Source organism: Haloterrigena alkaliphila, from assembly GCF_017352155.2.
Classification (GTDB): domain Archaea; phylum Halobacteriota; class Halobacteria; order Halobacteriales; family Natrialbaceae; genus Haloterrigena; species Haloterrigena alkaliphila.
Genome location: NZ_CP071462.1, coordinates 2,011,978 through 2,024,724, shown reverse-complemented (window position 1 = coordinate 2,024,724; position 12,747 = coordinate 2,011,978). Strand labels below are relative to the sequence as shown.

12 protein-coding genes are annotated in these 12,747 nt (G+C 65.6%); 8 read left to right on the top strand and 4 right to left on the bottom strand.

Annotated features, from left to right (window positions below; translation table 11 throughout):
• The first annotated feature begins 172 nt into the window (after positions 1–172).
• The 4 genes from J0X25_RS28625 (at position 173) to J0X25_RS28610 (ending at position 3,462) form a co-directional block, all read left to right on the top strand.
• Positions 173–1,030, top strand: a complete 858-nt coding sequence (locus J0X25_RS28625) for an ABC transporter substrate-binding protein (protein ID WP_345778465.1) — start codon at positions 173–175, stop codon at positions 1,028–1,030.
• Between the two features lie 65 nt (positions 1,031–1,095).
• On the top strand, positions 1,096–1,887 hold the full coding sequence (locus J0X25_RS28620; RefSeq protein ID WP_207287265.1) for an ABC transporter ATP-binding protein: 792 nt from the start codon (positions 1,096–1,098) through the stop codon (positions 1,885–1,887).
• Between the two features lie 4 nt (positions 1,888–1,891).
• The gene (locus J0X25_RS28615; RefSeq protein ID WP_207287264.1) at positions 1,892–2,692 is read left to right on the top strand and encodes an ABC transporter permease; all 801 of its coding nucleotides are present in this window, start codon (positions 1,892–1,894) and stop codon (positions 2,690–2,692) included.
• Positions 2,683–3,462: an ABC transporter permease gene (locus J0X25_RS28610; RefSeq protein WP_207287263.1), complete on the top strand. Its 780-nt coding sequence runs from the start codon at positions 2,683–2,685 to the stop codon at positions 3,460–3,462. Before J0X25_RS28615 ends, J0X25_RS28610 begins: the two co-directional genes overlap by 10 nt.
• A gap of 100 nt (positions 3,463–3,562) precedes the next feature.
• On the opposite strand, the gene J0X25_RS28605 is transcribed toward J0X25_RS28610, so the two are convergent.
• A complete protein-coding gene (locus tag J0X25_RS28605) occupies positions 3,563–4,051 on the bottom strand; it encodes a DUF3237 domain-containing protein (RefSeq protein ID WP_207287262.1) in 489 nt (162 codons plus the stop codon).
• A 115-nt stretch (positions 4,052–4,166) separates the two neighbouring features.
• Between J0X25_RS28605 and J0X25_RS28600 the strand changes: the two genes are divergently transcribed.
• The gene (locus J0X25_RS28600) at positions 4,167–4,589 is read left to right on the top strand and encodes a universal stress protein (RefSeq protein WP_207287261.1); all 423 of its coding nucleotides are present in this window, start codon (positions 4,167–4,169) and stop codon (positions 4,587–4,589) included.
• 45 nt (positions 4,590–4,634) lie between these two features.
• Here the strand turns inward: J0X25_RS28600 and J0X25_RS28595 are convergent, their stop codons facing one another.
• Together J0X25_RS28595 and J0X25_RS28590 are read right to left on the bottom strand one after the other, a co-directional pair.
• Entirely contained in the window at positions 4,635–7,721 is a 3,087-nt protein-coding gene (locus tag J0X25_RS28595; protein WP_207287260.1) for an FAD-binding and (Fe-S)-binding domain-containing protein, read from the bottom strand.
• Positions 7,718–7,894: a hypothetical protein gene (locus J0X25_RS28590; protein ID WP_207287259.1), complete on the bottom strand. Its 177-nt coding sequence runs from the start codon at positions 7,892–7,894 to the stop codon at positions 7,718–7,720. The genes J0X25_RS28595 and J0X25_RS28590 overlap by 4 nt, the downstream gene beginning before the upstream one ends.
• Before the next feature lie 232 nt (positions 7,895–8,126).
• On the opposite strand from J0X25_RS28590, the gene J0X25_RS28585 reads away from it, so the two are divergent.
• Complete coding sequence (locus tag J0X25_RS28585; protein WP_207287258.1) at positions 8,127–8,525, top strand: acyl-CoA thioesterase; 399 nt, start codon at positions 8,127–8,129, stop codon at positions 8,523–8,525.
• A 6-nt stretch (positions 8,526–8,531) separates the two neighbouring features.
• Here J0X25_RS28585 and J0X25_RS28580 read toward each other — a convergent pair whose 3' ends face one another.
• Positions 8,532–9,992: a DUF3179 domain-containing (seleno)protein gene (locus J0X25_RS28580; protein ID WP_207287257.1), complete on the bottom strand. Its 1,461-nt coding sequence runs from the start codon at positions 9,990–9,992 to the stop codon at positions 8,532–8,534.
• 257 nt (positions 9,993–10,249) lie between these two features.
• Here J0X25_RS28580 and J0X25_RS28575 point away from each other — a divergent pair, with 257 nt between their 5' ends.
• Together J0X25_RS28575 and J0X25_RS28570 are read left to right on the top strand one after the other, a co-directional pair.
• Positions 10,250–10,639, top strand: a complete 390-nt coding sequence (locus J0X25_RS28575) for a universal stress protein (protein WP_207287256.1) — start codon at positions 10,250–10,252, stop codon at positions 10,637–10,639.
• A 347-nt stretch (positions 10,640–10,986) separates the two neighbouring features.
• Positions 10,987–12,447, top strand: coding sequence for a YjiH family protein (locus tag J0X25_RS28570; RefSeq protein WP_207287255.1), 1,461 nt, complete (start codon positions 10,987–10,989; stop codon positions 12,445–12,447).
• Positions 12,448–12,747: the final 300 nt, after the last annotated feature.

Sequence of the window (12,747 nt, the reverse complement as noted above, 5' to 3'; positions counted from 1 at the left end):
ACCAGTATAGCGAATTTGGGCGCATATGCTACCAAGTAACAGGAGGACCTTCCTCAAAACAGGTGCAGCGGCGGCAACCGCCGGCCTCGCGGGACTAGCGGGATGTACGGGTGGATCGGATACAGGGACACTCAGGTTCAATTTCGTCGTCCCGGTCGAAAATCTGGGTTCGTTGCTGGATATCCCCGACATTCAGGATCAACTCGACAACCTCGGCGACGCCTACGAACTCGAGGTTTCACGAAACTCGAGCACGCCCGATACGGTCAACGCGATCGCCGCCGGAGAGGCGGACATGGGGCTGGTCACGACCGAGAGCTACGGCGGTGCGGTCACGGGTCCAGGCGGCATGACGGCGATCGCGACGGACTTCTGGGACGCCCACCCCGACCACTTCGGCTTCGAGATCTACTCGCTGCCGGACTCGGACATCACCGACCCGGAGGACCTCGAGGGGGCGACGCTGGGCGTCAACGCGACCGGCACGGGGATCCACGCGGTCTACGTGAAGATGCTGGACGAGATCGGCCTCAGCGAGGACGACGTCGACTTCCAGGAACAGGGCTTCCCGACGTTCGTCGAGGGACTCCAGGACGGAATTTTCGACGCGGCGATCTTTCCAGCGCTGTTCGCCGGGGAGCCGCGCAGCCAGGGATTCACCGAGGTGTTCACGAGCCACGACGCGTTCGACGGGGCCTACCCCTTCGCCTTTACCATCGCGTCGGACCGCGCGCTCGAGAACAAGTCCGACGCCGTCGAAGCGTGGGGCGAGGACTACGTGAGCGTCGTCGACTACATCTTCGAGAATCGTGACGAGGTCGTCTCGCTGGCGGCCGACCACTTCGAACTCCCCGAGGAGATGATCGACGGGTTCTTCCTGACGGAAAACGACTACTACCGGGACCAGATCGAGATCGATATGGACGCACTCCAGGCGACGATGGACGAACTCGTCGACCTCGGCATCCACGACGAGTCGTTCGACGTCCAGGAATACGCGACGAACGAGTACATCGAGGACCACCTCTAGTGTCACGTTCACTGTTACCAACCCGCGCAAAATTCAAATACGCACTCGTCTAACCGATAGCCATAATGGTCGAAGGACACGTCACGATATCGAATCTCGAGAAGGTGTACGAATCGGGCGGCGAACGAACGAAAGCGATCGAGGACCTCTCGCTGGAGGTGCCGAGCGGGGAGTTCCTCAGCGTGGTGGGGCCCAGCGGGTGCGGGAAGAGTACGCTGCTGTACCTGATCGCCGGCTTCCTCGAGGAGACCAGCGGGACGATCAGCGTCGACGATCAACCGATCAGCGGGCCGGGAACGGACCGTGGCGTCGTCTTTCAGGACTACGCACTGTTCCCGTGGCGGACAGTTATGGGAAACGTCGAGTACGGACTCGAACAACAGGACGTCGGCAAGTCCGAGCGTCGCGACACCGCCCAAAAGTTCATCGACATGATGGACCTCGACGGGTTCGAGGACAAGTATCCCAAGGAGCTGTCGGGCGGGATGAAACAGCGGGTCGCGCTCGCGCGGACGCTCGCGTACGATCCCAAGATCCTCCTGATGGACGAACCCTTCGGCGCGCTCGACCAGCCGCTCCGGGAGTCGCTGCAGGATCACCTGCTCGATATCTGGCGCGACCTCGAGAAGACGGTGATCTTCATCACTCACGACGTCGAGGAGGCGGTCTACCTCTCCGAGCGGGTGATGATCATGACCCGTCACCCCGGCACGAAGAAGACGACCGTCGAGATCGACGTCGATCGGACGCGGAGCCGCGAGGAGATCATCATGTCCGACGAGTACACCGCGACGAAAAACGACGTGTGGCAGTCGCTTCGCGAGGAAACCGACACGACGCCACGGGCCCAGCACTAACACCATGTCGTACGCCGATTCACGACTGGCCACGCTGGAAGAGTCGGTTCCCGCGCCCCTATGGCGGTTCGTGTGGTTCGTGTTCGAGTGGATCCCGATCGCGATCGTCGCCGGGCTCTGGGAGTTTGCGAGCGGCACCGTCGTTCAGCGGACGATCCTCCCGCCGCCGTCGGCGGTCGGAACGGCGACGTGGGAACTCCTCTCGACCGGAGAGATCATCCCCCACCTGCAGGTGTCGCTGTACCGGATCGCGGTCGGACTCGCGTTGAGCATCGTCGTCGGCGTGTTACTGGGCGTCGGAATGGCTCGATCGAAGCCGATCGAGAACGTCTTCGAGATGTTCCTGGCGCTGGTCTACCCGATCCCGAAGGCCGCACTAGTGCCGCTGGCGATCCTCTGGCTCGGCGTCGGCACCGAGACGGCGATCCTGATCGTCTTCCTGGCCTGTCTGCTCCCGATCGTGATGAACAGCTACAACGCCGCGCAGGATATCGACCGGAACCTGATCTGGTCCGCCCAGATGATGGGCGTACCGTCGTGGCAGATTCCCCTTCGCGTCGTGATTCCCGCGACGATTCCGAGCATCCTGACCGGGATCCGGCAGGCGATTCCGATCGCCTTCATCGCGCTGGTCAGCGCCGAACTCATCGCCTCGAACCAGGGCGTCGGGTTCGAGATCCTGCGGTACAGTCAGGTCGGCGCCTACACGTTGATGTTCGCCGTCCTCGTCATCATCTCGCTGGCCGCGTTCTTCACCGTCCGCGGCTACGAGTGGGCCGAACGGAGGCTGATTCGATGGGCATAGCCGAGTCCGCCACGGTCGACCGCGACGACCTCGTCGAGCTCGGAAAGGGGCTCGTCTCGCTCGTCGTCGTGCTCGCCGCCTGGGAGGCCGCCGCACAGATGGAACTCGTCCGGCCGTACTTCCTGCCGGCGCTCTCGGAGGTCCTGCTCCGGTTCGTCGAACTGACGCTCGACGGAACGATGATCGAACACGGCTACCTGACGATCCGGCGGGCGATCATCGGGCTGGTGATCGCCTGCACGCTGGGCATCGTCGTCGGCGTGCTGAGCGCGCGGAGTCGGGTCATGGCCTGGTTCTGGGATCCGATCATCGAGGTCGGCTACCCGGTGCCGGTGATCGCGCTCATCCCGGTCTTCCTGTTCTGGTTCGGGACCGGCGACCAGCCGATCATCGCCCTCGTCACCGTCGGCTGCTTCTGGCCCGTGGCGCTCAACGCACGGAACGCGACTCGCGACGTCGACGAGAACCTCATCTGGTCGGCGCGGATGATGGGGACCTCCGACCGGCAACTGCTCCGGAAGGTCGTCATCCCGGCGGCCGCACCGGGGATCATCTCGGGAATCCAGATCGCACTGCCGATCTCGCTGATCATCACGTTCGTCTACGAGATGGTCGCCGGCACCAGCGGACTGGGCTACCTCGAGATCCGCGGCGTCCGATCGTTCGATTCGGTGCAGGTCTACGCCGCACTGATCGCGATCATGATCCTGGGGTTCGTCTTCGACCGGGGACTGCGCGTTCTGCGGGCCAGGCTCCTCGCCTGGACCTGACCCCGTCGGCCGGTTTCGCGGTCCGACGAAACGATATAATGTATAGTCTCATCCCGCACCCCTACAGAGACGTCGACGGCGACGCCGGCGCGCGACCGGCCTACTCGACTGCGTAGACGGCCAGCTTCACGCCCTTCGGCCGGCGAATCCCGGCGGCGACGAAGATCCGTTCCGTGAGCCACTCGAGGTCCGGATCGGCGGTCTCGAACCGCGGCGTCGACTGGAAGTAGACCTCCTCGGAGTCGACCGGTTCGCCGTCGCGGAGTCGCTCCTTCGTCTCCGGCGACGCGGCGCGGATGCCGCGGTTCTCGACGTAGACGCGCGAGCCGTCGTCGGTCTCGAAGGCGTACTTGGCCACCAGTTCCGTCGGCCGATCGACCCGAAATAGCTGGTAGTCTGCGCCGGCGGGAATGATCGTTCCCTCGATTCGACCCGACACCGTCCCGTCGACGATGGGGATGATCCGCCGCTGGCCGTTCCCGGTCTCGCCGATCTCGATCGGTTCCTCGACCTCGATCTCGAGGTCCAGGACGTGCTCCAGCGTCGGGACGAGATCGTCGGGGAGTCGATCAGTGCTATCGGTTCCCATACACCGCGTATCACTACCGAGCGTAATATACGTACCGTCCGCTGCCCGGCTTGGGCCTCCTCGCTCGCCGCGTTCGCGGCAAACTATTTGGTGGAGGGGAGATAACTGTTGGCAAATGACAATCCTGTGTGTGGTCGACGATGACCGGTTCAGCGAGCCAGTGGTCGAAACGGCCGCCGATCTGGCCGACGCCTACGGCGACGAACTCGTCGTTCTCCACGTGATGAGCCGCGAGCGGTTCGAATCGCGAACCGACGGCCAACCGGAGTACTACGTCGACGACGGAGCGAACGACGCGGCCAACAGGGCTCGGAAGATCGCCGCGAACGCGGGGGTCGACGGTGACGCCGTCGTCCCCAAGGGCCGCGTCGGCTCGCCCGCCGACGAGATCATCGACATGGCCGAGCGACTCGAGCCCAGATACCTCGTCCTCGGCGGCCGCAAGCGGTCGCCGGTCGGCAAGGCGCTGTTCGGCAGCATCACGCAGTCGGTGCTCCTCGAGGTCGAGGCGCCGACCGTGACGCTCATGCACGACTAGCGGGCGGGTTGCGGCGGATCCGGAATCGGTGGCCCGGCCCTCGCGCTACCGCGACCGCGGGAGCGCGTGGGCGAGCAGTTCGATCGGGGTCGGCGGCTCGTCGCCGTCCAGGTCGCTCCCGGCGAGCGAGCTCTCGGCGGGGACCGGCTCGAGGCGTTTGTCGCCGAGCTGGGTCCGACAGGAGGTTCCCGGCGCGGTGACGACGGTCGCCTCGCTGTCCTCGATCTGGCCGACCAGGATGTCGCCGATCGACTGGCTGAGCGAGTAGTGTTCGGCCTCGTAGCCGAAGCTGCCGGCCATACCGCAGCAGCCCGAGTCGAGCGGGTCGACTCCGTAGCCCGCACGCCGGAGGACGCCGACGGCGTGGTGGTCCTTCTTGACGGCCTTCTGGTGGCAGTGGCCGTGGTAGGCCACCGACTCGCCCGGCGCCGCCCAGTCGACGTTCTCGCCGAGGCGGAACGTGTCGAGGTACTCGCAGACGCCGTACGCGTTGGCGGCGACCGACTCGACGGCGTCGCCCGACAGCAGGTCCAGCGCGTCGGACTGGAACATCACCGCGTCGGAGGGCTCCGCGAGGACGACGTCCCAGCCGTCGTCGGCGCGGGGCCGGAGTTCGGCCACGTTCGAGCGCATCGTCTCGCGGGCCTGGTCGACGAACCCCTTCGAGAGCGCCGGCCGGCCGCTGTCGGTCCGCCTCGCGAGGTCGACGCGGACGCCCGCGGCCTCGAGGACCCGAACCGTCGCCTTCCCGACGGCGGGATGGCTGTAGTTGGTGTAGGTGTCGACGAAGAAGACGGCCTTCCGTTCGGCTTCGGACTCAGGAACGCGGGAGCCGCCTCGCCTCTCGAACCAGTCCTGGACCGTCTCGCGGTGGAACTCCGGCAGCGATCGTTCGCGCGCGATGCCGACGGTCTTCTCTGCGATGGTCTCGGCGCCCGGGAGCGACTGGACGGCGTTCGATATCGGCGCCAGCGCGCTGCCGAGCGGTGCCAGTCGGTCGAAGTTGGCGAACAGTTTGTCGCGGAGGCTCGCGCCCTCCTCCTGATGGCGGGCGTGCATGACCTCCGTCTTGAGCTTCGCCATGTCGACCTCGCTCGGGCAGTCCCGCGCACAGCCCTTGCAGCCGATACAGAGGTCGAGCACCTCGTCGACGAACTCGTCGTCGGTGGGGTCGTCGGGCAGGTCGCCGCTCATGGCCTGCCGGAGCAGGTTCGCGCGGCCGCGCGTGGCCGTGATCTCCTCCTCCGCGGCGCGGTAGGTCGGACACATCACGCCGCCGGTGGTCTCCTGCTCGCCCCGACAGCCGCCACAGCCGTGGCAGAGTTCGACCATCCCCTGCATGCCGTTCTCGTTGTCCCAGTTCAGCGACGGCTCGAATCCGGCCTCGTATTCGTAGTCGTCGTCATACCGGAGGTTCTCCGTCATGTCGTGGTCGCCGCAGACGTTGCCGGGATTCAGCAGCCAGTCGGGGTCGAACGCCGTCTTGAGGTCCCGGAACGTCGCCCAGAGCTCGTCGCCGTAGAGCTTCCGGTTCCACTGGGTGCGGGCGCGGCCGTCGCCGTGTTCGCCCGAGACCGAGCCGCCGAACTCGACGACCATGTCCGTCACCGCGTCGGCGATGTCGACCATGTCCTCGCGGTCGCGGGTCGCCTTCGTGTTCACCAGTGGGCGAACGTGCAGGACGCCCGGGCCCGCGTGGGCGTAGAAGGCCGCGTCGACGTCCCGATCCTTCTCGACGAGCAGCGACTGGAACCGCTCGACGAACTCGGAGAGGTGCTCCGGCGGGATGGCGCAGTCCTCGATGAAGCTGATGTGCTTCTCGTCGGAGGTGCGAGACAAGAGGATCGGGAGGCCGGCCTTCCGGAGCTTCCAGAACTTCTCGCGAGACGCGGCCGCGTGGGCCTCGAGCCCCTCGAAGGCGTAGACTTCGTCGACGTCGGGCCGGTCCTCGGGCGGGGACGCGTCGCTGTCCGTTCCGGGGACCCGATCGGCGAGGAGTCCGGCCGTTCGTTCGCGCCCGTGGTCGTCGTCATCGGCGTAGAACTCGACGAGCAACGCTGCCTGCGAGCCGTCGGGAACGAGCGCCGCGATGTCCTCGAACTCCGCGGTCTCGCGGGCCAGTTCGATGAGCACGTCGTCGATCAGTTCGACCGCCGCGGGGTCGTGTGCGAGGACGTGCTGGACGTCCGTCACGGCCTCGAGGACGCTCTCGTAGAACAGCAGGGAGACCGCCTTCGTCTCGGGAACGGGCTCGAGGGACACCTCGGCCTCGGTGACGACGGCGAGCGTCCCCTCGCTGCCGGCCAGCAGGCGCGCGAGGTTGACGGTCCCGCTCTCGGCCTCGTCGACGAGCATGTCGAGGTTGTAGCCCGAAACGTTGCGTTTCAGATTAGGAAACCGGTCGCGGACCTCGTCGGCCTCCTCGTCGATGATGCGGACGACTTCGGCGGAGACGCGCTCGAGGAGGTCACCCTCGGGGTCGGCTCGCTCGCGCAACTCGTCGACCGCGATTTCGCCGAGCGTCGCGACGGTCCCGTCGGCGAGGACGACCTCGCACTCCTCGACGTAGGCGTCGGTCTTGCCGTACTTCAGCGAGTGGGCACCCGTCGAGTTGTTGCCGATCGCGCCGCCGATGACGCTGCGGTTGCCGGCGGCCGGGTCCGGCGCGAACTTCAGCCCGTGGGGCGCCAGTTCGGCGTTGAGTTCTTCGAGGATGACCCCCGACTGGACGCGGGCTCGCCGGTCGTCGGCGTCGACCGAGACGATTCCGTTCATGTGGCGGGTGAAATCGAGGACGACGGCCTCGTTGATCGCCTGCCCGGCGAGACTCGTCCCGCCGCCACGCGGGAGGACGGGAATCTCGTGCTCGGCGCAGTAGGAGACGACGCTCGCGACGTCCGCGGTCGACGTCGGGAAGACGACCCCGATCGGCGTCTCCTCGTACGCGCTGGCGTCCGTCGCGTACAGCTGTCGGGTGTAGGTGTCGAACCGGACGTCGCCGTCGATCCGCTCGCGGAGGGCGGCGACCAGATCCGGCCGCTCGATATCTTCGGAGACGTAATCGTACGCCGCCCGGTCGTCGGTTTCCGGCTCCTCGTCGACGTCGAGCGGTGTGTTAGAGCGCGCAGTCATAGCTCGTCTGAAGAGTCGCCGATCGGAACCGTCTCGCGCCCGTCTCGGTTCGCGGACGCCCGCCCGTCCACCCCGGAGCCAGGCGTTCCGTCCGAAAGCCGGCTGTACTCGTCGGACGCCGCGTCGCCGGAGTCCGGCGACCGGCCGCCACCGACGCGTGCTTCGATGTCCATTTGTGGCTGCACTTCGCACGCCGCTCCCATGAATGTTTTCTCGTGGGAGAATATGGTGCGGAGAGCGTACTGTATCCGGCGTAGAAGTACATGATAGTTACAGATAATTCTCGAAATAGCGGGTCCAACCCCTCGAGAACGCCCGACTACCACTCGTTCGGCGATCGAACGGGGGTCGCGGAATTCGGCAGTAGCTTTATACCATCTCCACCAGTCGGTTCCGCATATCACGATGAGTTTCACGCGAACCTGGACCGTCCGGTTTTCGGACACCGACCCGTTCGGCATCGCCCACTATCCGCGGATGATCGACGCGGTCCACGAGACCTCGGACATGTTCATGGAAGAGATCGGCTGGCCGTTCTGGGAACTGACCGAGGAGCACGGCGTCGGACTCCCACTCGTCTCGATGGACTTCGACTTCGAAGGGCAGGTCGGCGGCGGCGACGAGGTCGAGATCGAACTCGAGACGGACGTCGGGAACTCGAGCGTCCAGTTTCACTACCGGGCGACCCACGACGGCGAGGCGGTCTTCAGCGGGACCGAGTACCGCGTCTGCGTCCCCGTCGACGGCGACAGCGGCGTCCCCATCCCCGACGACCTGCGCGACGCGCTGGAAAACGGCGCCTAGGCCGGCTCAGTTCGGCCCGACCTCGACGGCGTCGTACTGCGACCGGAACGCGAAGAACAGGCCGTGGCGGCCCGATACTCGCGGCCGCTCCGACCCGTCGGCCTCGCTGACGAGCGCCTCGCGCGTGATCCGCCAGCGCGTCCCGTCGTCGGCGACGAGGGCGTCGCCGTCGCGCTCGACCGGCGTCGGCGGCGCCTCGTAGACGGCGACGTCGTCCGTCGCGTCCCGGAGCACGACGACCGATCGTCCGCCTAGTTCGTCGGTCTCGACGGCGTCGTCGCCGATTTCGTCGACGGGGTAGACCCGGATCGTCGATCCCCCGTCGGTCGTCACGCCGTAGACGTCCGTCTTCTCCGGGAGTTGGCCGTCGCCGGTCTCGAGGCCCGGCTGGACGGCGTCCGCGTCGTTCCAGTAGTGGCGGAAGAAGCCGATGTTGTCCTCGTAGAACCGGTAGTCGTAGTCGTAGCCGGTGTCGATATCCATCGCGAGGCTCTCGGGGTGGACCTCGCGCCACTCGGCCCACGTCGTCCGCGTGACGGGGCGGAAATCGAGTCGCAGATCGGCGTCGCTGGCGAGGTAGTCACCCGCGATGGGGACGCCGCGGTGTTGGCTCCAGAGGCTCTCCGTCTCCTCGTCGAACATGACCTTGTTCCCCTCGAGGAGCATCCCCGTACTCGAGAACGTCAGCGTTCGGTCGCCGTCGCGCCGATCGTACAGGATCGGCGCGTTACAGAGCGTACAGTAGGTGAGCGAGAGCGGCGTCCCCCCGACCGTGACGTTCGCGAGTTCGTGGGGGAAGAGCACCCACCGGGGCACGGCGTAAGCGGTGTCGTCGACGGTGAAGCCGAAGACGGTGTCGTCCGGCTGGAGGTACCGTTCGTACTCGCCGTCGTCTCCCCCCTTCTCGGCGTCATTGCTCTCGCCGTCCGCCGTGACGGCGTCGCCGGGAACGAAGTCCGGTTCGTTACACGCGGCGAGGAAGGAGGGATCGCAGTTCCCCCAGCGAACGTCCTGCAGGTCGAACGACCGCGGCTCGGCGTCGAGCAGGCGTCCCACCGGCGGAAGGTACGAGCGGTACAGTTGCAGTTTCCACTCGTCGAACCCCTCGAGGGGGTCGATCGCCTGCTGGGAGTACCACGTCTCCCACTCGACCCACGCGTACGCCGAGTCGTAATCGGGTTCGGCGACGGCCCGGAGGGCCGCCCGGACGCCCGGCCAGCGGGCCTCCGGCAACTCGAGGTACCGGGGCGGGCTGTGGTCCCGCAGGACTTCCGGGAAACCGAACTGGGCCCAGTTGCTCCCGATCTCGTGGATCATCAGCACCTCGATCAGGTGGGGCACGACGCGGTCGTCGCCCGTCGCGGCGATGGCCTCGAGCGCGTCCGCGTGGGCGTCCGCGTCGCGTACCAGGAGGTCCGCGACGAGGGCCGCGAGGTCGTCGCCGCTCTCGTCGGTAGTGGTTGGCATACCCACCCGTGGGACGGGCGAATACAAAAAACTACGCTGCCCGGGAGCGTCATCGCGGCGGCCCTGTGGCGGGACTCGAGTCGCCGGTCTCCGAATCGGCCGTCGGCGCCGCGACCAGCACCGCAGCACGGCAGCGTGGTGTGACAGCGCGTGACGGAAACTCATATAACGATGGGAAGGAAAGGCCAGACTAGACGATTCCCGGACGGTCGGACAGCGCGTCGGTCGCACTGCCGACCGTGACGGGGTAGACCACCATGAAAACGATACTCCTCTGCATCGACACTGAGGTCGAACGGGCGAGAGAACAGGCCGCGTCGCTCACCGCGTTGCCACTGGAGACGGATCAGGTCCGCGTAGTCATCTACCACGTCTTCCGAGGCGACGACGGAGCAGACGCCGAGAAACTCAAATCCGTCTCGGAAGCGACCGAGCGACTCGAGGCGGCGGGTTTTACTGTCGAGATCGACCAGTCCAGCGGGGACGCCGTCCGGAACATTCTGGAGATGGCCGACGAAATCGATGCGGACGTGATCAGCCTGGCCGGCCGGAAGCGGTCGCCGACGGGGAAGGCGCTGTTCGGGAGCGTCACCCAGGACGTGTCCCTGAAATCGAAGCGTCCGGTGTTGCTGAGTACGACCGAGTGACGATCGCCGTCGCGGGGGCGTTCGATCCGTCGTCCTCGTCCGCGAGCGCTTTTTCGGCCGGTTCCGATGGGTTCGACTAGCGACCGTTCCGATAGCTCGACCTGCAGCAGATCCCCTCTCGGCCTCTCGCTCACGCTGTATCGTGGCCGGCGACGCGATCGCCGGGCGACGACCCAAGGCGAACACGCTGGAGTCCCTGACTGACGCCGTTTTCGTCACTGGAGTCGGTTTCGAGCATGGTTTCGCCGAGACAGGGCGTAATAGCATATACGTTATTATCATTACAGTAGTACGGAAACCGACATATGATCGGTGTTTTTATGTCCCATGCCACAATCGCTCGAACTATGTTCGGCAGTCAAAGCTGGGAGGATGACGATCACATCTCGGGAGAGTCCGTACAACCCGAGAAAAAGTCGATCGACGACGTGAACCTCGTCGAAAAACGCCTTCAGCCGACGGCGAAATTCGTCGTCGCCTTTCTGACCGGCGCGTTCTTCTTCCTCTTCCCGGTGCAGTGGGAAGGCCAGACGACGATCCCGCTCGACGTCCTGATGTCGCTCATCACGGAGACGTCGTTGCTCACCGTCGAACTGTTCACGCTGGCGATCCTGTTCGCCGGCGCGATCCTGACGACGGTCACGATGCTCCACTACATGGGCGCGATCACGCTGAGCGAACGCAATCAACGGCGACTCCAGATCGATTACTGGCAGACCTCGAAGCCGTTCTGGGCGTTCCGCGTGATCGCGATCTTCCTCGCCGTCCCGATGTTCCTCGGAGTCGGTCCCGACTGGCTGGTCGCGGGTCCCGTCTCGGCAACCGCCTGGGACGTGCTCATGATCACGATCGTACTCGTGATTCCCCTCGGCGGCATCTTCGTCAATCTGCTCGCCGAACTCGGCGGCCTCCAGTTCATCGGCACGCTGGCCCAGCCGATCATGCGTCCGCTGTTCAATCTGCCCGGTCGATCGGCCCTCGACAGCGCCGCGTCGTGGCTCGGTTCGTTCAGCATCGGCTACTACCTCACGCGGAACGTCTTCGACCGCGGCGGCTACAACAAGCGCGAGGTGTTCGTGATCTGCACCTGTTTCGCCACCGCTAACCTCGGGACGGTCGGCGCGGTCGCCGCCGTGCTCGACGTGCTCCACATCTTCCCGGTCCTCATCCTGCTGTACCTGATCGCGACGCTCATCGTCGCCGCGATCCTCGTCCGGATCCCGCCGCTCTCGACGATCCCCGAGGAGTACATCGCCGAACCCGATCCGGAGCCGATGTTCACCGGGTCCGTCACCGACTACTTCCGATTCGCCTTCAACGAGGGCGTCAGAACCGCGGAAGAGGGGAAATCGATCCCCCGCGCGGCGGTCGACGGCTTCGTCGACGGCACGAAACTCACCGCGATGATCCTCGGAACGGTGCTGACGATCGCGACGTCCGTGCTCCTGCTCGAGGCGTACACGGACGTCTTCGCGTACCTCGCGGGGCCGTTCGTTCCCCTGATGACGATCCTCGGAATTCCGGACCCGCAGACGGCCGCGACGGCGGTCATCGTCGGCGGTGCCGAGTACTTCATCGGAGCGACGCTCGTCGTCGAAGCCGACCTCCTCACGCAGGTGTTCGTCGTGATCGTCACCAGTTCGCAGGCGATCTTCTTCGCCGCGTCGGCGCCGATGATGGTCGACATGTTCGACGACGTGCCCATGCGATTCCGCGATCTCGGCATCCTGCTGGTGCTCCGGACCGCACTGCTCGTTCCCATCGCCGCCGGACTGACTCACGGGGCCGCCGCCGTCGGTCTGATCTAGATCGCGAACGCCGGCTCCTACTCGAACTTCGTTTCGCAGATCGTCACTGTCGACGCCGACGGCACCTCGGATCGAGCGCCGGCAGCGACTCGAACGGTCCACGCCGTCACGTCTGCGGCCGACGCCTCGAGCGATATCGGTCGACCAATAGAATCAGTATCCCCGATATCGCCACGAGTTGTAATCAGTATATGGACTCGGATCTACCAAAGAAATATAATACTGTACGTTTCTCTTACTCAGCGGTTCGAAAGAAGTCGACCGATCGCCAGCAAGCTCGATTCGAAGCGGCATTCGCCC

Coding starts and splice junctions, on each gene's coding strand:
- J0X25_RS28605 (WP_207287262.1), bottom strand. CDS start 4,051: ATGGGAACCGATAGCACTGATCGACTCCCCGACGATCTCGTCCCGACG.
- J0X25_RS28570 (WP_207287255.1), top strand. CDS start 10,987: ATGTTCGGCAGTCAAAGCTGGGAGGATGACGATCACATCTCGGGAGAG.
- J0X25_RS28580 (WP_207287257.1), bottom strand. CDS start 9,992: ATGCCAACCACTACCGACGAGAGCGGCGACGACCTCGCGGCCCTCGTC.
- J0X25_RS28615 (WP_207287264.1), top strand. CDS start 1,892: ATGTCGTACGCCGATTCACGACTGGCCACGCTGGAAGAGTCGGTTCCC.
- J0X25_RS28590 (WP_207287259.1), bottom strand. CDS start 7,894: ATGGACATCGAAGCACGCGTCGGTGGCGGCCGGTCGCCGGACTCCGGC.
- J0X25_RS28595 (WP_207287260.1), bottom strand. CDS start 7,721: ATGACTGCGCGCTCTAACACACCGCTCGACGTCGACGAGGAGCCGGAA.
- J0X25_RS28600 (WP_207287261.1), top strand. CDS start 4,167: ATGACAATCCTGTGTGTGGTCGACGATGACCGGTTCAGCGAGCCAGTG.
- J0X25_RS28620 (WP_207287265.1), top strand. CDS start 1,096: ATGGTCGAAGGACACGTCACGATATCGAATCTCGAGAAGGTGTACGAA.
- J0X25_RS28585 (WP_207287258.1), top strand. CDS start 8,127: ATGAGTTTCACGCGAACCTGGACCGTCCGGTTTTCGGACACCGACCCG.
- J0X25_RS28575 (WP_207287256.1), top strand. CDS start 10,250: ATGAAAACGATACTCCTCTGCATCGACACTGAGGTCGAACGGGCGAGA.
- J0X25_RS28610 (WP_207287263.1), top strand. CDS start 2,683: ATGGGCATAGCCGAGTCCGCCACGGTCGACCGCGACGACCTCGTCGAG.